Below are 20,695 nucleotides of genomic sequence, written 5' to 3'. Positions count from 1 at the left end.
TTCTGTAGGCCATTTGACCCTTAGTTGAAGTCATTAAGCACTACCTAATAATCCGAACCCAATTTTTGAATTCTTGTTTTATAAGAGAAGTATCGAAGGTGCTGAACGTAACCGAGGCGGTAAAGTAGTAAGTGCCCGATGGTAACGGATTACCCTGATTGTCAATGCCTGACCAGTCTATAAATACTCCCGTTTGCTCATTTAAGTTTTTTGACCGGTAGATGACTTTTCCTCCCCATCTGTCATAAACTTTAAAGTCAATTGACTTAACGAACCTAGAGCATTTACGATTCGGTAAATCGAAAGCTCTGAAGGTATCATTTAACTCATCTCCGTTTGGGGTGAAAGTATTCGGCAGTTCGTAATAAGGACAGTTGTCAAAGCAAATTGCTGAGCTTAGTGCTCCCTCAACTCCGCTCATGTTCACAGCACTGACCTTGTAGCAACCTTTAAATTCGCTGAGTCCTACATGAGTAAAGGTTTTAACCGATTCATTCCCTATTAGCTCATAGTTATTGGGATCACCATCTTTCGAGAAATAGATATTGTAACTGGCAATATTGGTTTCTGATCCATTAATTATCCAGTTGATGGTATTGGTCAGTGAAAGGGCATTGCAAGTTTGAAAGTTGGTATTTTGACAATCCTCTTTCTCAACCACCACCAGGCTATTACCGCTGGGTCCCACAATCAACGATGAGTCATTTTCTATGAGTATTTCAGGGGCACCTGGTACTGGTCTTTCTAACGGTACTGCGCAATGGATTTGAGAATTGTTTAGCAATGGAGCTTCTATTCCCGCTTTGTCTAATACCCCTTGAGTTGATACATAGTAGCAATAGGATCGGTCAGTTTCAAGCGAGAAATCGCCAAAGGTGCCCAAATCTGTATACTCGAAGCCATTATCGAGAACATTCACACTGTCTATTAGTGTATAGTCATCGATATCATTGGCATCTCTATCGGTTCGGTTCCGATATATGTAGTGGTATGGAAAGTCCTGTGATTGAATTGACCAAGGTGTGTTTGCTGTCCAGCTCAACCTGACAGACTCGATTTCTCCCACGGTTTGCGCCCAGACAGATGAGGCTGTCGCACTGCTGTCCACCAGGTTATTGTCAGCATCAAGAAATCGCACATAGTAGTTATATGCCGAATTCTCAGTATTATGGCCTATATCGTTGAATGTCGTATCAGAGGTTGAAGTCAGAAAACTACGGCCATTTTGACCATTAAGGTCATTGTTACGATAAAGCTCATAAGTAAATGGACCGGGGAAGAGAATTTGGTTGATACCAATTGGTGATGTCCATCGAATAAAAGACTCACCATTGTTGGCATCTGTATTCAATACACTAACGTTCGTCATAATTGGAACATCGACATTGATAGCTTGACAGACTTCTGTTGATGCATAGCTAATACCCCCTTTGGGAGCTGGAAACTCCGCGATAATTCGGTAACAGTAATTGATTCCAGGTCGTACATCATTGTCTATGAAACGAGTCTCATTTCCGGCAACTTCACCTATTAGTTCATAGCCCGATCCATCAGGTAGCCCTGTTTCACAATGAGAGGGTTGAAAATCAAAGCTTCCTAATCTGCGATACACCTTCAGCGTGGGATTAAAGCTTGCCCCGACATAACTATCCCAGCTTAACTCAACCGTATTAAAGGTGGAGATATCGGTGATTAAACCCGTAGGAGCTGGTGCAATAACCTGAATACTCATGGTTTTAAAGTCAAATAGTGTAGGTACACTAGGATCGAGTTGAACATCGCTTACTTTAAAGACGACTTCGTGTGGCTGTGCTTGAACGTGTGATAAATCTGTTGCCCACCTGAATAGGTTTTCTGCTGGTGAGTCTCTAAACCTTTCCTGATTGTTGGTGTCTGGATAATTCAAATATTCTGCTGGAGACGAACTTACTTCAAAAGCTCCTCCAAATGCCTCCATAAGAATTTGGTCTCCATTTGGATCATTACCTCTAACAATAGACTCTAATACAGTACCTGCAACTATACATGTGTCAGCAGGGGGCTCCAAAACAGGTCTCTCATCGGAACACTCGGCTACAATAATTTGCATATCCCTTGTCACGTAGCCCAGCAGTTCCGACCTACCTAGTTGTTCGTTAAACCTCCATTCTTCAATAATGAAGGCGATTGAATATTCTCCTGAGAGTTGAGGTGAATCCCATTGAAGGGCACCTCTTAGAGGATCGATAGTAAACAATGCAGGAGTGCTTTGGTCTTCCTTCATGGTGCTTATGGTAGGGTCATCTAATGGAAGGTAATTAGGAATAGGGTTGTTTAATCCTGCCAAGGGCGTGACAATTCGGTATGCGAGGCTGTCACCATCAGGATCAAAGGCGCCAGAAATATGAACAAAGCGTGAACCAAGGCATGCCTGATCCAGCGGAGGGACGGTGAGTTGTGGTGTACTATTGATGACTGTACTGCTTACGGTGAGAATAGTTTCTACGTGAAAAGGAAAGCTGCCTGACAGTGTGCCCCCGAGATTTATAATGTTTTGATTTCGATTCCCCTCCGTATAGCTGACCGTATAGTTACCCTCACTCAGGTAAGTGTAGTCAAACTGAATCACTACACGGGAAGTGAAGTTCCCCAGATTGGTTTCTTGAATGCCTCTTATGGACAATGCCTGTAGGTTCACTCTGCCGGCAGCAATAAATCTTCCGTCTCCTGTATTAAAAACACCATTTATGTCTACTGCTGATTCAGTGTCCCTGTACAATACAACTGTAAACCTATATCTAAGGCTTGTTTGCGAGATTCGCTCCGCAGTAATCTCTCCGGATCTCAAGTGTGTTGCCTGAAGACTAAAGCAGCCTAAAACGACAAATACCAGTGTGACTAACAGCCTTCTGATCATATTTCAGAGAGAATTATTTATGAGTAAACGCGACAAAGCAAAATAGTAATACTATTAGACAAAAAATCTAAACAATGAGTTGTAACAACTTCTTATATGGCTGTTGATATCAAATTCAAATTGACTTTGATTGCAACCCTTTGGAATATAACTTTGAGCTATACATTTAACTGCTAACATATAATGAGTTGGGTTAAACAAACCTTCAGCAGTTCCATTGGACGTAAGTTCGCCATGGCACTGTCAGCACTATTCTTACTTTTTTTCTTGTTACAACATTTCGCTATAAACTTCCTATCCGTTTTTAGCGAAGAACTCTTCAATGAGGTTTCTCATTTTATGGGGACCAATCCTCTGGTACAGTTTGCTTTGCAACCGATCCTCATCTTCGGAGTGGTATTTCACTTTGTTATGGGCTTTGTACTTGAAATCAAGAATAAGAATGCTCGTGACGTCAAATATGCGATGAATAAAGGTGCCGCAAATTCGACTTGGTTCTCAAGAAACATGATTTGGTCTGGACTTGTGATCCTTGGGTTTATCGGATTGCATTTCTATGATTTCTGGATTCCGGAGATCAATGTCAAATACATTCAGGGAGACATGTCAGGAATGATCAATGGTGAATACAGGTACTATGAAGAATTGGTACATAAGTTTCACGATCCAATTCGTGTTGGTTTGTATGTGCTCTCATTTGTTTTCTTAGCAATGCACCTAAAACACGGTTTCCAGTCGGCTTTCCAGTCAGCTGGGGCGCGTCATGATAAATACACACCGGGAATAAAGAAATTAGGAGATATCTATGCAATACTTATTCCAGCCGGATTTATTTTCATTGCACTCTATCATCATCTAACAGCGATTTAAGAAAGGAATTATGACGACATTAAATTCGAGGATTCCAGAAGGTCCAATAGCTGATAAGTGGACAAACTATAAGAACAATATTCGCCTGGTAAACCCAGCCAATAAGAGGTCAATTGACGTTATAGTGGTAGGGACAGGTCTTGCAGGTGGCTCAGCAGCTGCCACTTTAGCCGAGCTTGGTTATAATGTAAAAGCATTTTGCTATCAAGATTCTCCAAGAAGGGCACACTCAATTGCCGCTCAGGGAGGGATCAATGCCGCAAAGAATTATCAGGGTGATGGTGATTCAACCTATCGCTTGTTTTATGATACCGTTAAGGGCGGTGATTACAGATCTAGAGAGGCCAATGTCCATCGTTTAGCTGAAGTATCAACCAATATTATTGACCAGTGCGTGGCACAAGGTGTTCCCTTTGCCAGAGATTACGGTGGGTTATTAGACAACCGCTCTTTTGGAGGTGTTCAGGTTTCAAGAACCTTTTATGCTAAAGGTCAAACAGGCCAACAACTCCTTTTGGGTTGTTACTCTGCGATGTCCAGACAAATTGGTAAGGGCAAAATCCAAATGTACAATCGCCATGAAATGCTTGATGTAGTGGTTGTCGATGGAAAAGCCAGAGGAATTATCGCCAGAAACTTGGTGAATGGAGAGATAGAAAGACATTCTGCACATGCAGTGGTGATCGCTTCTGGGGGGTATGGTAACGTATTCTTCCTTTCAACCAATGCCATGGGATCTAATGTCTCTGCTGGTTGGAAAGTACACAAGAGAGGTGCTCATTTTGCTAACCCTTGCTTTACTCAAATTCACCCCACTTGTATTCCACAACATGGAGATCAGCAGTCAAAATTGACCTTGATGTCTGAATCATTGAGGAATGACGGACGTATTTGGGTGCCAGCTAAAAAGGAAGATGCTGAAGCGATCAGAGCTGGAAAAATGAGCCCGCTTGATATTGCTGAGGAAGACAGAGATTACTACCTAGAAAGAAGGTATCCTTCTTTTGGTAACCTTGTGCCACGTGATGTGGCTTCAAGAGCAGCCAAGGAGCGTTGCGATGCTGGTTTTGGTGTTGGTACCAATGAAACAGGCGAGGCGGTTTATCTGGATTTCTCTTCTGCGATCATGCGATATGGCCAAGAGGAGGCAAATGTAAAAGGATACCACAATCAATCAGAGTCTCAAATTAGAGCCTTGGGAGAAAAGGTGGTTGAGAATAAATACGGTAATCTTTTCCAGATGTATGAAAAGATTACTGCGGACAATCCATACAAAGTTCCAATGAAAATCTACCCTGCAGTTCACTATACAATGGGTGGTGTTTGGGTTGATTATAACTTAATGACAACCATTCCAGGTTGCTATGCGATCGGTGAAGCAAACTTCTCGGATCATGGAGCCAATAGGCTAGGGGCATCTGCATTGATGCAGGGTTTGGCAGACGGGTACTTTGTATTGCCATACACGATCGGGGATTATCTGGCAGATGACATTAGAACTGGTGCAATCCCAACAGATACACCTGAATTTGATGAGGCTGAAAAGTCTGTTAAGGATAGAATTGATTTCTTCCTAAACAATAAAGGTTCTAAGTCTGTCGATCACTTCCACAAGCGATTGGGCAAGGTGATGTGGAACAAAGTCGGGATGGCCAGGAACGAGAAAGGTTTGAAGGAAGCGATCGCTGAAATCAAAGAAATCAGAGAAGAGTTCTGGAAAGAAGTTACAGTACCAGGAACAAATGATAGCATGAACCCTGAGTTGGAAAAAGCTGGTCGGGTTGCGGATTTCCTTGAACTGGGAGAGCTTTTCGCAAGAGATGCATTAGAAAGAGAAGAGTCTTGCGGAGGCCATTACAGAGAAGAGCATAGTACAGAAGAAGGTGAGGCAGTCAGAGATGATGAGAACTTTACGCATGCTTCTGTTTGGGAGTACAAGGGAGAACCTTCGGATGCAGTGTTGCATAAGGAAGAACTCATTTACGAGAACATCGAACTGAAAACGAGGTCATACAAATAAGGATTTAAAGAACTTAGCTATACATATATGTCAGCACAAAAAGGATTAAACCTGACACTTAAAGTTTGGAGACAAAAAAACAACAAGGACAAAGGTCAAATGGAGACATATCAGGTGGCTGATATTTCTACAGACAGCTCTTTCCTTGAAATGATGGATATTTTGAACGAGCAATTGATCGCTGAAGGCAAAGAGCCTGTAGCATTTGATCATGATTGCCGCGAAGGTATTTGTGGTTCTTGCTCTATGTACATCAATGGTGAGGCTCATGGCCCAGGTAGAGAAATTACTACCTGTCAACTCCATATGAGAGAGTTCAAGGATGGAGATACCATTTACATAGAGCCTTGGAGAGCGAAAGCCTTCCCCGTAATAAAAGACCTTGTGGTAGACAGAAGTGCCTTTGATCGAGTAATGGCTGCAGGTGGTTTCATTAGCGTGAATACTTCTGGTAATACGCAAGATGCCAACTCAATTCCAATTGAGAAAGCCGATGCGGATAAGGCATTTGATGCTGCAACCTGTATCGGATGCGGAGCTTGCGTTGCATCCTGCAAGAATGCTTCAGCTATGCTCTTTGTATCGGCAAAAGTCTCTCAGTTTGCTTTGTTGCCGCAAGGCCAGGTAGAAGCTAAAGAACGTGTTCAGAACATGGTGAAGGTGATGGATGAAGAAGGCTTTGGTAACTGCTCAAATACAGGAGCGTGTGAGGTAGAATGTCCAAAAGGTATTTCACTAGAGAATATTGCTAGAATGAATAGAGAATACTTATCGGCAAGTGTAACTTCTGATAAGTAGTTAGTATTATAAAGACATAAAAAAAGGCACCGACTAGTCGGTGCCTTTTTTTATGTCTTTATCCGCTCTATTGCTCTTGTAAATCTAATACGTATAATCCGCTCGTGCCAAATGCAGCACCTCCGTCAGCCGTAAAGTTCACTGACAGTCTCACCGTATTTGGAGTTGCAGTAGTGTTCAAATTGCTAATGGTGAATATGTTATCTGAGTTGCCATCAACGAGAATTTGGTTGATGTTGGTACCGTTAAAATCCCAAGTACCTGAAGCACCAAATAATGGGTCTCCGTCTATAGATGTATAAGTTTTGCTAGTTGCTGTTCCTCTCAGGGTCAGGCTGAAATTATCAAAGCCGGTGGCAGGCGCTCCATCAAATGTAATAGATGTGGCCACCCAAGTAGTTCCGCTTGAGCCAGCTAAATCAACAAGTCTTTGTTCACCTGGGGTTAAGGTTGGGGTATCATCACCATCACCGCCACCTCCTCCGCAGGAGATTACAGAGAAAGAAATAAGAACAAGTAGGCTAAGTAAGTAGTTTTTTGTACGCATTGTCGCTTTTGTCTTCAATTACCAATAATAGACATAAATTCTAAAAATACACACTGCAACAAGCATTCTTATTTATAGTTTGCAATGTGCAATACCTTATCGCAGAAATCATATTCCTGCTTTTGGTTTGAGCTTATAATCAGAAGCTTTTTTCCCAGAAGAGCCTTTACATTGAGGAGGTACCACTCAATACCCTGCTCATCCAGATTTGTTGTAGGCTCATCTAAAAAACAAACCTCGCTTTTCGAGAAGAACGATAGACCAAGCTTTAACCGTTGTTTCATGCCCGAGGAATAGTTCTTTATTTGCTTATTGCGATCGCCCTGTAAATAAACTTTTTCCACAAAGTCATCTATCGACCACCCGTCTTGTAACGCTTTAAATTTGAAATGAAACGCTAAAAACTCGTCTAATGTGAATTCTTCTATTAATTCTAGATAGGGAGTGGTAATGTCAAGGGTCTTGAATACCTCATCTTCGGGAATTAGTTTTCCGTCATCATAGAACTCCACGCTTCCTTCATTGGTAGGAATAAAGCCCGCCACTGATTGAATGAAAGTGGATTTTCCGCTGCCATTCGGTCCGGTGACCGCATAAGAATAAGCAGATTCAAATGTATAGTCAAGGTGTCTGAAAATCCATTCTTTGATGAATTTCTTGCCCAAACCCTTAACCTCAATTCTCATACTATCTGGCAGTATAGCCTTTCATTACTCCACGATCAGATCCCCTAAAGAAATTGATGATTTCATCACGCTCTTTGGTCGGTGGCATCTCTAGTTCCACTAAATCCAATGCTTTTGAATTGTTAAGGCCTTTTAAAAAGATATACCTATAGATTTCCTGAATCTCAGTGATCTTTTCATTAGAAAAGCCCCGTCTTCTTAAACCGATAGAATTTATACCCGCATAACTCAATGGCTCGCGACCTGCTTTGGTATAAGGAGGCACATCTTTTCTCACTAAAGACCCACCAGAAACCATGGTATGAGCACCGACATTCACAAATTGGTGAATCGCTGCCGCACCACCTATAATCGCCCATTCTGCGATGGTAACATGGCCTGCTAGTTGCACTGCATTTACGATGATACAATTGTCTCCAATTACACAGTCATGCGCCACGTGGGTATAAGCCATAATTAGGCAGTTTTTGCCTATTACCGTCTTGTTGGTAGCATCTGTACCTCTATTGAGGGTGACACACTCTCTTATGACTGTATTATCACCGATTTCAAGAGTGGTATCTTCTCCACCAAACTTCAGGTCTTGAGGTATAGCTGAAACAACTGCTCCTGGAAAGATTTTAACGTTCTTACCAATGCGCGCACCTTCCATGATGGTCACATTGGATCCAATCCAAGTGCCTTCATCGATTACGACATTTTTGCTGATGGAAGCGAAGGGTTCAATGACCACATTTCTTGCAATCTTGGCTTCGGGGTGAATATAGGCTAGTGGCTGATTCATGGGTTCTTAACAATTCTTGCTGTCATGGATGCTTCGCATACTAATGTATTTCCAACATAAGCATAGCCAGTCATCTGGGCGATGCCACGTTTAATCGGAGATGTCAATTCGCATTTGAATTTAATAGTATCTCCTGGAATGACCATTCTTCTGAATTTACACCTATCAATACCCAGGAAATAAGGGGTATAGTTTTCCGGATCTGGTACAGTGTTTAAAACTAAAATACCTCCAATTTGGGCCATTGCCTCTACTTGAAGTACTCCTGGCATTACTGGGTTTCCAGGGAAATGACCTTGAAAGAATGGCTCATTCATGGTCACGTTTTTGATACCAGCTACCATATTTTCATCCAGATGAATGATTTTATCAATCAATAAGAACGGATACCGGTGGGGTAGAATTTGTGTAATCTGATTGATATCCATGACAGGCTCCAAACTCGGGTCGTAATGGGGTACATTCGACTTTGAGTCCTGCATGGCCTTCTTTAGCTTCTTTGCAAAAGCAACATTGGCTGCATGCCCTGGCCGTGCCGCTAATATTTGAGCTTTGATGGGTCTACCAACTAGAGCTAAATCGCCAACAACATCTAGTAGCTTATGACGAGCTGGTTCGTTGCGATGTCTGAGGTCAACATTGTTGAGAATACCCTCTTTTTTAACCTCAACCTTTGGCTTGTTAAAAAGACCAGCTAAATAGTCCAGCTCTTCATCTTTTACCACACGGTCCACAACAACAATGGCATTGTTCAAGTCACCACCTTGGATCAAATTGTTTTTGAAGAGCATTTCCAGCTCGTGTAGGAAGCAAAAGGTTCTGCTTGATGCAATTTCTTTTTTAAAGTCTGCAATACTATTCAAAGAAGCATGTTGACTTCCAAGGACTGGTGAATTATAGTCTACCATTACAGTCACCCTGAAGTCATCTAAGGGGAGTGCGGCTATCTCTACATCTCTGTCAGTATCTTTATAAATGACGCTCTCATTAATTTCGAGGAAGTTCCTTAGTGCATTCTGCTCTTCTACACCTACTTTTTCCAGCGCCTCAATGAACATCATAGAGCTACCATCCAATATTGGTGGCTCTGGGCCGTCAATTTTGATCAACACATTATCGATCTCCAGACCAACGAGTGCAGCCAAAGTGTGCTCAACCGTATTGACCCTTGCGCCATTATGCTCAATTGTTGTACCTCTTGACAAGTCCACAACATAATCGACATCTGCGTCTACAATCGGCTCGTCTGGTAAGTCGATTCTTTGAAATTTAATGCCATGATCTGGGCCCGCAGGGGTGAACGTCATATTGGCCGTAACGCCTGTATGTAAACCAACGCCAGATACCGTAACCGGCTCCTTAATTGTATGTTGCTTTGTCTTCATGTATTCTTTGAAAATTCCGCGAATTTAAAGCTTTTTTTCCAGTTCCTTAACCCTTTTGATCACATCAGGTAGGTTTCTTAGGGTAACACTGACCCTTAAGAAATCACGATGCTCCATTATTGGCGAGCCAAACCATACTTTTCCTTCTTCGGTAATGGTCTTCGGTACCCCTGCTTGAGGTCCTATGATAGTCCTGTTGGCTAAGGTCAGGTGGCCCGTAATGCCTGCCTGTCCACCAATTTGACAATTCTCTCCGATTTTGGCACTGCCTGAAAGTCCGGCTTGAGAAGCAATAGCCGTGTTTTTACCCACTTCTACATTGTGAGCGATTTGAACCAGGTTATCAATCTTAGCGCCAGATTTAATGACGGTTGATCCCATAGTGGCACAATCAATAGTTGTATTGGCTCCAATATCTACATTGTCTTCAACGATCACATTGCCAGTCTGCGGAATAGATTTATATGTGCCGTCTTCTTGAGGCGCAAAACCAAAACCGTCACTACCAATCACAACACCTGAATGAATCACACAATTTGCACCAATCTTACAGTTGGCATATACCTTTACACCAGCATAAATGATAGTATTATCACCGATTTCTACATTGTCTCCAATGTAGGTGTTGGGATAGATCTTCACATCCTTACCCAGTCTTGTGTTTTCACCCAAGTAAGAGAATGCGCCCAAGTAAGCTTGTTCACCAATGACGGCAGATTCACTCTGAAATGAGGGTTGTTCAATGCCTGTTTTTACTATGGCAGTCATCTGCTGATAAGCTTCTAGCAGTTTGGCAAAGCTGGAATATGGATCCTCTACTCTTATGAGGTTTGTCGAATAGGCTTTATCAGCCACAAAGTCGTTCTTGACGATCACCGCGCTGGCTTTGGTCGTGTAGAGGTAGGGGGTGTACTTCGGATTGGCTAGAAATGCAATACTACCTTCCGTAGCTTCTTCAATTTTTTCTAAGCGATTAACAGTGGTTTTGCCTTCTCCATCAACCTTGCCGTCAATCAGTTGGGCAACCTGTTCTATTGATATTTCCATGTTTCAATTGTGGATTACAAAGATATGTCTTTTGGCCAGCAACGATAGTACTTGCGGACTATTTTGCTCATGGCTTTTATGTTGGGCAAATCGGCAGCTTCTCCTACATCTTGAACCTGTCCAGACTTAGATAAGATCATGATTTTCTGATCCGTAGAAATATAGGCGTTGTTAGACAATTGGCCTGTTGAGTAGAAGTATTCCGCATCGCTGGATGGCATACCATAAGACCGTTCCACGGTTAAGGCAAGTTGCTTTATTTCGTCTTCGCTTGCTGGTTCAGGGGTGATTTCTATTTTAAATAATTCTCGTTTCAGTAGCATTTCACATAGCTTAGAAAGTACCGTATCATGGAAGTGACTCCATACCTTAATGGCACCCCAGATGTCATAGTCATCTAAGGCCAAGAAGGTTTCTAATACCCCGTCTTCTTTTTGAAAATCCTCAGTCTTGATTTCTTGTTTTAAGAATAACCCTAGGGCTGGAGTTGCGAAAATATCTTGTCCTCTCTGTGTTAGATGTTTGGCTCTTTTGATAATGCTAATGAGCATTTTCTCAGAACTGACACTTGTTTTATGCAGGTAGACCTGCCAATACATAAGCCGCCTGGCACTCAGAAAGTTCTCAATACTGTAAATGCCCTTTTCCTCAACGACCAACTGATCATCTTTGACATTGAGCATTTTAATAATCCTCTCAGCACCAATGGTACCTTCCGATACCCCGGTGAAATAGCTATCTCTTTTAAGGTAGTCTAACCGATCGATGTCCAACTGACTAGAAACGAGTTGGTTCAGGAACTTTCGGTGGTACTTGCCTTGGAAAATCTGGAGGCTCATTTCTAGACTTCCATTTAAGTCTTCATTCAGTTTGGCCAGCGTGAGGTAGGAAATTGATTCGTGGTTTACATCTTTGAGTAAGGTATGCTCTAGGGCATGAGAGAAGGGGCCATGCCCGATGTCATGTAATAAAATGGCGATCAGCGTAGCTTCCATTTCCTCTTCAGAAATATCGACTCCTTTTGATTTGAGATTTTCCAAAGTCTCAGTCATAAGGTGCATCGCTCCAATGGCGTGATGAAATCGGGTATGATGAGCACCGGGATAAACCAGTTCTGTCAGACCTAATTGCTTGATCCTTCTTAGGCGTTGGAAGTAGGGGTGATCAATGATGTCGAAGATGAGCCCGCTTTGGATAGTAATGAATCCGTAGACCGGATCATTGATTATCTTTTTTTTGTTCAAACTTTGTGCATTTAATACTTTAAATTCGAGCTTCTCGCCAAATTCTATCTATGCAAAGATATAACATTTTGTGGGCGGACGATGAGATAGACCTCTTGAAGCCGCATATCCTATTTCTCAAAGATCGAGGCTATGACATTTCTCCAGTGACGAGTGGTGCCGATGCCATTGATGCCGTAGAAAAAGAGCATTTCGATGTCGTTTTCCTAGACGAAAACATGCCGGGAATGACTGGTCTTGAGACGTTAAGTTATATCAAAAATAAGAAGCCATCGCTACCGGTGGTTATGATTACAAAAAACGAAGAAGAGCATATTATGGAAGAGGCGATCGGATCGAAGATTGCCGATTACTTGATCAAACCGCTCAACCCCAATCAAATTCTGATTTCTGTTAAGCGAATTCTGGATAATAGGCGATTGGTCAGCGAGCGTACCAATATGCAGTATCAGCAGGATTTCCGGACGATCAGTATGGAAATGAATGATCGGATGGACCATAGAGAATGGGCGGAAATTTATAAGAAGTTGGTCTATTGGGAATTAGAAATTGATAAGACCGAAAATAAGAGCATGCAAGAAGTGCTTGAAATGCAGAAAGTCGAGGCAAACTCTAATTTTGCAAGATTCATTGAAGACGAATACGAGGAATGGTTGAATGACCCCAATGCCGATCGCCCAATTCTTTCACATCAACTGATGAAAAAGAAGGTCTTTCCTGAATTAAACGAAGAACCTTTCTTCTTTATAGTCATTGACAATCTACGATTTGATCAGTGGAAAGTAATAGAAGAAGATATAGCACCCTACTTCAATATTGAAGAGGAGGATACCTATTATTCCATCTTACCCACAACTACAGCTTATGCTCGAAATTCACTTTTCTCGGGTGAATTGCCACTAGAAATGGCTAAGAAACATCCTGACCTCTGGGTCGGAGATGATGACAGTGAAGAGGGTAAGAATAACAACGAAGCTGAATTTGTTCGCAGACAGCTTAAGAAAAATAATGTTAGCGCTCGAATGAGTTATCACAAGATCATTCATGCTAACCAAGGGAAGCAATTGAATGATAATTTCTCGAATCTCCTTCAAAACCAATTGAATGTGGTCGTCTACAATTTTGTAGACATGTTGTCTCATGCAAGAACCGACATTCGGATGATTAAAGAGTTGGCGGCAGACGAATCGGCCTACCGATCTCTGACAAGGTCTTGGTTTCAGCATTCCCCTTTATTCGATTTACTCCGGATGATAAGTGACAAAGGTCTTCGAGTAATGATTACCACCGATCATGGGACCTACAGAGTGAAACGACCTTTCAAAATCGCAGGAGACAGAAGTGTAAACACCAACCTTAGATACAAGCAAGGCAGAAATCTAGGCTATAAAGGAAAGAATGGAATCTTTGAGGCACTGCAACCTGAAAGGCTACATCTTCCAAAGCAGAACGTGTCCACCACCTATGTCTTCGCCACAGATGACACTTTCTTCGCTTACCCTAACAATTACAATCACTATGTTAAGTATTATAGAGATACATTTCAGCATGGCGGTGTCTCCATGGAGGAGGTAATTATTCCGATTATTTCGTTAAATTCGAAAAGGGCCTAAAAGACATTTGAATGTTGATCAAAGGAGATTCCCTCAACGATTTGCCCAAGGTAGCCTCTGATATTATTGCCTTTGCTGAAGGTGAGAATATTTGGATTTTACAAGGCGAAATGGGCGCAGGAAAGACTACCTTGACCAAAGCTCTTGGGAAACAATTAGGAGTTTTGGACACCGTACAAAGCCCGACATTTTCAATAGTCAATGAGTATTTGACTCAAAATGGAGATACAGTCTTTCATTTTGATTTTTATAGAATTGAGGATCCGGAAGAAGCGATGGCTATTGGTGTTGATGAGTATTTTTATTCCGGAAACTTATGCATTATCGAATGGCCAGAGAGAATAGGAGGGTTGATACCAGAAAAGTTCTTGAAAATTGAGATTGAAAATCTCGAAGGCGAGCAGAGAAATTACAAACTGAGCAAACATGGATGAAACGGGTAAATCGGGATTCGCAGCTTTGGCAAAAGAAGGGAGCCTTTATCCTGAGGAAAAGTTATTGAAAGTTAAGTCAGGTAGTAAATCATTACAGATTTCTGTGCCGAACGAAGTTTCTCTACAAGAAAACCGTGTGAGTCTGACTCCCGCAGCGGTGGGTATATTAGTTGCCAATGGCCATGAAGTTCAAGTAGAACAGGGTGCTGGTAAAAACGCCTTTTTCCAAGATAGAGAGTACGCAGAAAGTGGAGCTCAGATTGTTTACTCGCGTAAGGAAGCTTTTGAGGCCGACCTCATTGTCAAAGTAGAACCACCTACCAAGGAGGAACTGAATCTTATGAAGCCTGGGTCTACCGTATTTTCTGCCATACAACCTGGTAACGCTTCTGCCGAGTATTTCGAACTTCTCAACAAGAAGAAAATTACGGCTTTAGGTTTTGAGCTTTTAGAAGATAAGGCCAAGGGCCAACCGATTGTCAATGCAATGAGTGAAGTTGCTGGTAGTTTGGTCATTCCAATTGCCGCTGAACTAATGAGTAGTATTGGTGGAGGAAAGGGGATCATTCTTGGCGGTATCACAGGCGTTCCACCTACCAGGGTGGTGATCTTGGGAGCAGGTACTGTAGCAGAGTATGCTGCAAGGGCTGCCATCGGTCTCGGAGCTGAAGTCAGAATCTTTGATAACGAAATTTATAAGCTCAGACGCGTTCGGCACAAACTTGGTAATCAGGTCTTCACTTCGGTGATTGACAGTGTGACTTTAAGCCAGTCTTTGCTTACTGCAGACGTAGTGGTAGGTGCCCTAAGAGCTGAGAAAGGAAGAGCACGATGTGTCGTTACGGAAGAGATGGTTTCTGCCATGAAGTCTGGAGCCGTTATTCTTGATGTTTCTATTGACCAAGGCGGTTGTATAGAAACATCCGAGATTACCTCTCATGACCTTCCCACTTTTACAAAGTATGATGTGATTCATTATTGCGTTCCAAATATTGCCTCACGAGCTGCAAGAACAGCTACTACTGCGATTAGTAATATTCTGACCCCTATATTATTGAAGATGGGTGATAATGGTGGAATCAATGAAATGATCTATCACTACTCCTGGTTTAGCAAAGGGATTTATGGCTATAAGGGCTGCACCACCAATTTGGGTATCGCCAAGAGGTTTAACTTACCTTTTAAAGATTTGAGTCTATTGACGACTGCTGCCAGATTCTAGTCAGCTGTCATATTGCTGCTTACCGCTTGGAATAGCTGCTTTGATAATGCTGACTCTTCCTCAGGTTCAAACTCTGTGAACTCAGTAATGCCTACTTGTCGTTTGACTTCTTTTGATGCTACGGATTGATAGGCCATGGTCCAGTTTGGATAGACGCGATAATCCGTTTCCCGCATATGTAAAAGAACAAGTTCCGTATGCCGATCGTCTTTTTTGATGCGCTCATAAAGCTCCATCAATATATTGAACTCTCCTTCGAGTAATTGCAAAAACTGGTTGTTATTGAATAATAGGCAGCCAGTAATGTTCTGAGCTTCGTTAAAACCACGGGCAGTATTGAGAATATTTTGGATATCCTCTTCCGTTATACCTGCCTTGGCATTACTTCTATATATCAGCTCATAAAGCATAGGAAACCTAATTTATGTAAAAATCAGCTTTCTATGAAGGCTCTCTGAGATTTAGTTTTTTCACAAGTGAACCAATCTTTAATTCTTTGGTCACAACAAAGAATCCGAGAATAGTTATTGGATCAAAAGAGGTGTTTGCCCTTAAAGGGTATAAGAGATGTTTTAGCACACTGCTTGTAAGCCAGTCAAACAAACCCGACCTTGCAGCATGTCTGGGCTCAAACAAGACTTACTCAACCACTGTCTTTCCGATATAGATGCGAGAATTACTCGTTTGGAAGAAGAAATGGAAGCCTTGAAGCTTTCTGCTGAGAGTGATACTAAGAGCTCAATGGGTGATAAATACGAAACGGGCCGAGAAATGATTAATCTGGAGAAGGGTAAGATTGCGGAGCAATTGAATGAGGCTGTTCGCATGCGTCAGGCCCTGTTGAGTATCGATGCGGACAAAAAATATGAGGCAGGGGCCTTGGGGGCAGTCATTACAACAGCACAAGCGATGTACTTTATGGCAACCTCAATTGGCAAGGTCTCTCTAGGCAATCAGGACTTCTTTGTAATATCTCCTGTTTCACCAATAGGTCAGCAGTTACTTGATAAGAAGGTGGGTGATCAAATTAACTTTGCAGGAAAACAGATAGCGCTACTGAATATTGAATAGCTCTACTTAAATGGGTCGTCATCTGCTTCCCTTTCAACTACTTCTATCTTGTCATTCGTATCATCCATGAACTTGGTTTCTTGATTGACAATATTGGCGATACCCACCATATAAGCCATCATCAAAGTTCTGACACCTTTAATGAGAAATGTAAAAAACCTTCTTAGTCTTGACTTAGGCATGCCGATCGCTTGACAATCACCATACCAGGGAGGTTTTGTCACTATTTCTCTGTCACTTTGCCCTGAAATAGCAGCCATGTGTCAGGGTCTAGTACGATTCCGGCAGGCCTTTTCTTTGATTTCACTTTGAATGATTGGTATTTGTCCGATATGCTCAATGTTTCCTTTTGGGTAGAGCCATCATCAAAAATGATGAGGAAGTCGAGGTCGAATTTAAAGAGTTCAGCTTGATCTTGAGCCGTAAGGATATGTACCTTCTTTCCTTTATAGGTCCAGTTGAATTCAATTTCAGGTTGTCCCGGAGTATATATCCACTGCTTGAAGAATTGACCAAGGTCTTTACCCGATGCTTCCTCGAAAACTTGTTTCAGGTCTTCAGTCAATGCATTGGAATACTTGAACTTGTTATAGTAGGTTCTGATTCCCTTCCAAAAGACTTCATCCCCAACCTCATTACGCAACATATGAAGTACCCATCCGCCTTTCTGATAGGTGTTGGCATTGAGAAGTTTCATATAGTCATTAACCGCTCTGTTGACAACCGGTACGAATTGTTGTTTGCTGAAGCTGATCACATTTTCCCGCTGAGTCTTTGCCATCTCTACCAATCGATCCCTACCATAAGTTTGTTCCATGTATAGGTTAGTGAAATAGGTTGCAAAGCCTTCGCTCAGCCAGGCGTGATGCCAGTTGGCTTCTGATGCAGAGTTGCCAAACCACTGATGAGCAATTTCATGTGCTATTAGACCTTCGGCACTCCTTTTTCCATCAATAGATCTCTCGGAGTAAAAGATATTACCAGCATTTTCCATTCCACCGAACTGCGTTTTAGATTGAACGTTCGCGAGTTTAGCATAAGGATAGGGTGCTACATTATTGACGAACCACTTCAAGATCGGTGCCGCCTGGGCGTAATCGTAGAAACCTTCTTTCTCATCTTGAGGATAAACCCAGCTTGATACCATAGCTCCATCCACTTCTTCAACTTCGTCAATAGCAAAGCGTGCCGCACCCATGACCATTACTTTCACCGGGATCACCACATCCGTTTTCCAATGAGTGGTGGTCATATTGTCACCTGCAGCTTTCTTTTCTACAAACCGTCCATTTCCCACGACATTATAATGATTTGGTGCCGTAACGATCCATTCCACTGTGGCTTTGTCGGAAGGGTGATCAACGGTCGGTAGCCAATGTCTTCCACGATTGGGCCAGTTGTCCCCAAAGAATGTCCGATCTCCATATTTATTTTTAGAGATGATCAGACCAGTTTCTGGAACACCTTCATACGTAATAGTGAATGATTTAGTGTCTCCCTTGTTGGCCTCCGACTTAATAGTCAACTCATTGTCAAAATGTGTATATGGAATTCTTTTGTCATTGGACATTACTCTTTTCACGTTCATGCCTTTCCCGTTCTTAGGATTAATCAAATCGAGCATGAATTCCTCAATGTCTTTATTGAAGGTTATGGTGATTGTCGCCTTTCCTTCAATTTGATCATTGTCATCATTCAATGTCAATTCAAATTGATAATGCTGTACATCGATTTTCTCCAGACGCTCATAATGTTTTTGAGCGAAAATTGAAGTGGAGAGGAACAGGGCAAGAATGGAAAGTCTGAGCTTCATAAGGTCTTATTTGAAAGTATTGAATGTATGAAATTCAAATACAGAGCACAATGCCGATTTTTTATAAGGCACTATATCTCTCTGTAAATAGGACGTGTGAGACAAGTAGGTCCACCACCGCCTTTTACACTGATCTCTTTTCCTGGATAAGTCAATACTTCACATCCCGCTGCTTCAAGTCTGGATTTGGTTATGGGATTACCTGCTACCATCAGGCACTTTCTGGGTGATAACGCGAGCACATTGCAACCCATAGACTCAAACTCCTCTTCCGGAACTTCCACGAAATCGAAACCACGGTTTATCAAAGTGTTTCTGAACTTGATGGGCATAAGGGGCGAATAGATAACCGCTAAACCGCTATCAATAGGACTCAGGATTGACATCAAATGAAAAACGTCTGAGGGCCCTTTGTAATGTGGCAGTTCTACCGTGATTACTTCTAGACCTTTTGGGTTTAGCAGCTGTCTCAGTTGCTTGATTCCTTCTTCATTGGTACGATATGTATGTCCGACTGCTAGTGTTTTTTCATCTAGCCAGGCCACATCACCACCTTCCAGGGTTCCGGGAGCGTTGATCGTACCTAAAATTTTTATGCCTGCTGACTGATAATCCCTCGCTTGAGAAGCTGGTTCATGAATCCGACCACCCTTCCCCATATTACAAATGATCATGCCGAAATCCGTGGCGATAGCAGCATCCCGGCAATAGATGGAGTCTATCATTACACTTTCATCTGATCCGAAGCAAGTCACGTCTATTTCACCACCACTGAAATGTGATAGAAAGCTCTCATATTCCTTTAGAGCTTCTGCATAAAGAGGTTCACTTAGGTAGTTCAACTCCTCCCATTGAGCATGTAAGGTTTCTTGATTTATGAATGCCTTTGAGGCTGGCTTGACCCATAGGGATCTGATGGTCCCGTAGTCAGAATGGCAAGTTTTCATTTACCGTTTTCTTTTGTTCCAAATATAAACTGGGACCCCTGCCATTAGGCCAATGAATCCTGCCATAACCGCAGTTTCACCAGAACCAATGATCATCCAGATGGAAAACCCAAATGCCACAGTGGCAAGGGTAATGTTGGTATAAGTTGGTTTTAAGTTGAACTTTCTTTCAACAGCAAATAAGGCAAAAGCACCTATGCTAAAAATATAGGCAACAAGATTCAGCACGGTTGTCAATAATACCATATATCGGTAAATGCCGGATAATCCTTTGGACTGGTTGAGTAGCACCAAAGCCGTAGCGATAATGCTGGAGACAATAATACCGAAAGTGGGAGACAGGTTCTTGTTTACTTGAGCAAAGGCTTTTGGGAAGAGGCCATCTTTTGCCACACCCAATGCCATCTGGCCCTGCATTAAAACCCACCCATTGAGTGTTCCTAATGCTGAAATACAGGCTCCCGCTGCCACAAAATACATGGCATTGGCACCCCATATTTTTGCCGCTGCATCAGCAAATGGTGAAACTGTATTGGCTACTTCTTCAGGTGGAAGAATGCCGAAAAGCGAAAACGAACTCAGCATATAAATGACCGTGACGAAAACCGTTCCGAGTAAGGTAGCCCTGGGTACCGTTTTTTCGGGCGACTTGATGCTACCGGCAGGTATGGTAGCCGCTTCTAATCCTAAAAAAGCAAAGAGGCAATAGGCCGTAGTAACCGTTATAGCCTGAAAGCTGGACTGGCCGCTAATATTTAAAGGTGAAAAATGTGCGAAGTTGATGAAGAACAGCCCCCCAATGGTGATAATGATCAGTGGAATGAGTTTTAGCGCTGTTGCCACCACCTGGGTTTTTCCAGCTGCCTTTAGACTGTAGCTGTTAATCGTAGTGATCACCCACAATATTGCCATTCCCACAGCCAGACCTAGCAAGGTTTTTTCAACCAGAACAGGAAAGAAAACACCCAAATAGCTAATGATGGTCATTACCAATGCAGCATTGGTGGTCATGATGGAGAGCCAATAACCCCAGCCAATCAGGAAACCTAGGAGATCTCCAAAACCAGCCCTTGAATAGGCGTAAGGACCACCCGTAGTCGGTATGATCTTACTCAAAAAAATCATGATTTTGGCGATCGTGAATGCTCCTGCCGCAGCGATAAGCCATCCAAAGAGACTAATACCACCAAACTCTGCTAGGGCTATGGGAAGCGAGAATATACCGGAGCCGATCATACTACCTACAACCAAAGATGTGGCAGCCCAAAAGCCTAACTTTTTTCCTGCATTAGACTTTTTTGACATTCAGATAAAATTG

19 protein-coding genes are annotated in these 20,695 nt (G+C 42.3%); 7 read left to right on the top strand and 12 right to left on the bottom strand.

Translation table 11 applies throughout. The features are described from left to right. Positions 1–40: 40 nt before the first annotated feature. On the bottom strand, positions 41–2,896 hold the full coding sequence (locus tag BFP97_RS10385; protein ID WP_069842352.1) for a gliding motility-associated C-terminal domain-containing protein: 2,856 nt from the start codon (positions 2,894–2,896) through the stop codon (positions 41–43). 183 nt (positions 2,897–3,079) lie between these two features. Between BFP97_RS10385 and BFP97_RS10380 the strand changes: the two genes are divergently transcribed. The 3 genes from BFP97_RS10380 to BFP97_RS10370 are packed head-to-tail and all read left to right on the top strand — an operon-like array spanning position 3,080 to position 6,584. Continuing rightward, positions 3,080–3,766, top strand: coding sequence for a succinate dehydrogenase cytochrome b subunit (locus BFP97_RS10380; RefSeq protein WP_069842351.1), 687 nt, complete (start codon positions 3,080–3,082; stop codon positions 3,764–3,766). A 10-nt stretch (positions 3,767–3,776) separates the two neighbouring features. Then, the gene (locus tag BFP97_RS10375) at positions 3,777–5,786 is read left to right on the top strand and encodes a fumarate reductase/succinate dehydrogenase flavoprotein subunit (protein WP_069842350.1); all 2,010 of its coding nucleotides are present in this window, start codon (positions 3,777–3,779) and stop codon (positions 5,784–5,786) included. A 27-nt stretch (positions 5,787–5,813) separates the two neighbouring features. Beyond that, complete coding sequence (locus tag BFP97_RS10370) at positions 5,814–6,584, top strand: succinate dehydrogenase/fumarate reductase iron-sulfur subunit (RefSeq protein ID WP_069842349.1); 771 nt, start codon at positions 5,814–5,816, stop codon at positions 6,582–6,584. 67 nt (positions 6,585–6,651) lie between these two features. Here BFP97_RS10370 and BFP97_RS10365 read toward each other — a convergent pair whose 3' ends face one another. The 6 genes from BFP97_RS10365 to BFP97_RS10340 all read right to left on the bottom strand — a co-directional run bounded on the left by BFP97_RS10365 (position 6,652) and on the right by BFP97_RS10340 (position 12,277). Next, a complete protein-coding gene (locus BFP97_RS10365) occupies positions 6,652–7,131 on the bottom strand; it encodes a lipocalin family protein (RefSeq protein WP_069842348.1) in 480 nt (159 codons plus the stop codon). 68 nt (positions 7,132–7,199) lie between these two features. Then, positions 7,200–7,817, bottom strand: coding sequence for an ATP-binding cassette domain-containing protein (locus BFP97_RS10360; protein ID WP_069842347.1), 618 nt, complete (start codon positions 7,815–7,817; stop codon positions 7,200–7,202). Position 7,818: 1 nt separating this feature from the next. Further along, positions 7,819–8,601 (bottom strand): acyl-ACP--UDP-N-acetylglucosamine O-acyltransferase, encoded by a 783-nt coding sequence (gene lpxA / locus BFP97_RS10355; protein WP_069842346.1) that lies wholly within the window; start codon positions 8,599–8,601, stop codon positions 7,819–7,821. After that, positions 8,598–9,986 (bottom strand): bifunctional UDP-3-O-[3-hydroxymyristoyl] N-acetylglucosamine deacetylase/3-hydroxyacyl-ACP dehydratase, encoded by a 1,389-nt coding sequence (locus tag BFP97_RS10350; RefSeq protein ID WP_069842345.1) that lies wholly within the window; start codon positions 9,984–9,986, stop codon positions 8,598–8,600. The genes lpxA and BFP97_RS10350 overlap by 4 nt, the downstream gene beginning before the upstream one ends. Before the next feature lie 24 nt (positions 9,987–10,010). Beyond that, complete coding sequence (gene lpxD, locus BFP97_RS10345; protein WP_069842344.1) at positions 10,011–11,033, bottom strand: UDP-3-O-(3-hydroxymyristoyl)glucosamine N-acyltransferase; 1,023 nt, start codon at positions 11,031–11,033, stop codon at positions 10,011–10,013. Positions 11,034–11,047: 14 nt separating this feature from the next. Then, complete coding sequence (locus BFP97_RS10340; protein ID WP_069842343.1) at positions 11,048–12,277, bottom strand: HD domain-containing protein; 1,230 nt, start codon at positions 12,275–12,277, stop codon at positions 11,048–11,050. Positions 12,278–12,327: 50 nt separating this feature from the next. Here BFP97_RS10340 and BFP97_RS10335 point away from each other — a divergent pair, with 50 nt between their 5' ends. The 3 genes from BFP97_RS10335 to BFP97_RS10325 are packed head-to-tail and all read left to right on the top strand — an operon-like array spanning position 12,328 to position 15,546. Beyond that, on the top strand, positions 12,328–13,890 hold the full coding sequence (locus tag BFP97_RS10335; protein ID WP_069842342.1) for a PglZ domain-containing protein: 1,563 nt from the start codon (positions 12,328–12,330) through the stop codon (positions 13,888–13,890). 11 nt (positions 13,891–13,901) lie between these two features. Further along, a complete protein-coding gene (gene tsaE / locus BFP97_RS10330) occupies positions 13,902–14,324 on the top strand; it encodes a tRNA (adenosine(37)-N6)-threonylcarbamoyltransferase complex ATPase subunit type 1 TsaE (RefSeq protein ID WP_069842341.1) in 423 nt (140 codons plus the stop codon). Further along, positions 14,317–15,546, top strand: coding sequence for an alanine dehydrogenase (locus tag BFP97_RS10325; RefSeq protein WP_069842340.1), 1,230 nt, complete (start codon positions 14,317–14,319; stop codon positions 15,544–15,546). The genes tsaE and BFP97_RS10325 overlap by 8 nt, the downstream gene beginning before the upstream one ends. Here BFP97_RS10325 and BFP97_RS10320 read toward each other — a convergent pair. After that, positions 15,543–15,956, bottom strand: a complete 414-nt coding sequence (locus tag BFP97_RS10320) for a BLUF domain-containing protein (RefSeq protein ID WP_069842339.1) — start codon at positions 15,954–15,956, stop codon at positions 15,543–15,545. The genes BFP97_RS10325 and BFP97_RS10320 overlap by 4 nt on opposite strands. 208 nt (positions 15,957–16,164) lie before the next feature. Between BFP97_RS10320 and BFP97_RS10315 the strand changes: the two genes are divergently transcribed. Then, positions 16,165–16,617, top strand: coding sequence for a GreA/GreB family elongation factor (locus tag BFP97_RS10315; protein ID WP_069842338.1), 453 nt, complete (start codon positions 16,165–16,167; stop codon positions 16,615–16,617). Between the two features lie 2 nt (positions 16,618–16,619). Here BFP97_RS10315 and BFP97_RS10310 read toward each other — a convergent pair whose 3' ends face one another. The 4 genes from BFP97_RS10310 to BFP97_RS10295 form a co-directional block, all read right to left on the bottom strand. Then, positions 16,620–16,799, bottom strand: coding sequence for a hypothetical protein (locus BFP97_RS10310; RefSeq protein WP_139135261.1), 180 nt, complete (start codon positions 16,797–16,799; stop codon positions 16,620–16,622). 41 nt (positions 16,800–16,840) lie between these two features. Next, positions 16,841–18,430, bottom strand: coding sequence for a M1 family metallopeptidase (locus tag BFP97_RS10305; protein WP_069842336.1), 1,590 nt, complete (start codon positions 18,428–18,430; stop codon positions 16,841–16,843). A 71-nt stretch (positions 18,431–18,501) separates the two neighbouring features. After that, positions 18,502–19,377: a dimethylarginine dimethylaminohydrolase family protein gene (locus BFP97_RS10300; RefSeq protein WP_069842335.1), complete on the bottom strand. Its 876-nt coding sequence runs from the start codon at positions 19,375–19,377 to the stop codon at positions 18,502–18,504. Further along, positions 19,378–20,682: an amino acid permease gene (locus BFP97_RS10295; RefSeq protein WP_069842334.1), complete on the bottom strand. Its 1,305-nt coding sequence runs from the start codon at positions 20,680–20,682 to the stop codon at positions 19,378–19,380. Between the last annotated feature and the right edge of the window lie 13 nt (positions 20,683–20,695).

It is taken from the genome of Roseivirga sp. 4D4 (genome assembly GCF_001747095.1).
GTDB lineage: Bacteria > Bacteroidota > Bacteroidia > Cytophagales > Cyclobacteriaceae > Roseivirga.
The sequence above is the reverse complement of the archived record's forward strand: the minus strand, read 5'-3'. Positions and strand labels throughout refer to the sequence as shown.

Coding starts and splice junctions, on each gene's coding strand:
- BFP97_RS10385 (WP_069842352.1), bottom strand. CDS start 2,896: ATGATCAGAAGGCTGTTAGTCACACTGGTATTTGTCGTTTTAGGCTGC.
- BFP97_RS10380 (WP_069842351.1), top strand. CDS start 3,080: ATGAGTTGGGTTAAACAAACCTTCAGCAGTTCCATTGGACGTAAGTTC.
- BFP97_RS10375 (WP_069842350.1), top strand. CDS start 3,777: ATGACGACATTAAATTCGAGGATTCCAGAAGGTCCAATAGCTGATAAG.
- BFP97_RS10370 (WP_069842349.1), top strand. CDS start 5,814: ATGTCAGCACAAAAAGGATTAAACCTGACACTTAAAGTTTGGAGACAA.
- BFP97_RS10365 (WP_069842348.1), bottom strand. CDS start 7,131: ATGCGTACAAAAAACTACTTACTTAGCCTACTTGTTCTTATTTCTTTC.
- BFP97_RS10360 (WP_069842347.1), bottom strand. CDS start 7,817: ATGAGAATTGAGGTTAAGGGTTTGGGCAAGAAATTCATCAAAGAATGG.
- lpxA (WP_069842346.1), bottom strand. CDS start 8,601: ATGAATCAGCCACTAGCCTATATTCACCCCGAAGCCAAGATTGCAAGA.
- BFP97_RS10350 (WP_069842345.1), bottom strand. CDS start 9,986: ATGAAGACAAAGCAACATACAATTAAGGAGCCGGTTACGGTATCTGGC.
- lpxD (WP_069842344.1), bottom strand. CDS start 11,033: ATGGAAATATCAATAGAACAGGTTGCCCAACTGATTGACGGCAAGGTT.
- BFP97_RS10335 (WP_069842342.1), top strand. CDS start 12,328: ATGCAAAGATATAACATTTTGTGGGCGGACGATGAGATAGACCTCTTG.
- tsaE (WP_069842341.1), top strand. CDS start 13,902: ATGTTGATCAAAGGAGATTCCCTCAACGATTTGCCCAAGGTAGCCTCT.
- BFP97_RS10325 (WP_069842340.1), top strand. CDS start 14,317: ATGGATGAAACGGGTAAATCGGGATTCGCAGCTTTGGCAAAAGAAGGG.
- BFP97_RS10320 (WP_069842339.1), bottom strand. CDS start 15,956: ATGCTTTATGAGCTGATATATAGAAGTAATGCCAAGGCAGGTATAACG.
- BFP97_RS10315 (WP_069842338.1), top strand. CDS start 16,165: ATGTCTGGGCTCAAACAAGACTTACTCAACCACTGTCTTTCCGATATA.
- BFP97_RS10310 (WP_139135261.1), bottom strand. CDS start 16,799: ATGCCTAAGTCAAGACTAAGAAGGTTTTTTACATTTCTCATTAAAGGT.
- BFP97_RS10305 (WP_069842336.1), bottom strand. CDS start 18,430: ATGAAGCTCAGACTTTCCATTCTTGCCCTGTTCCTCTCCACTTCAATT.
- BFP97_RS10300 (WP_069842335.1), bottom strand. CDS start 19,377: ATGAAAACTTGCCATTCTGACTACGGGACCATCAGATCCCTATGGGTC.
- BFP97_RS10295 (WP_069842334.1), bottom strand. CDS start 20,682: ATGTCAAAAAAGTCTAATGCAGGAAAAAAGTTAGGCTTTTGGGCTGCC.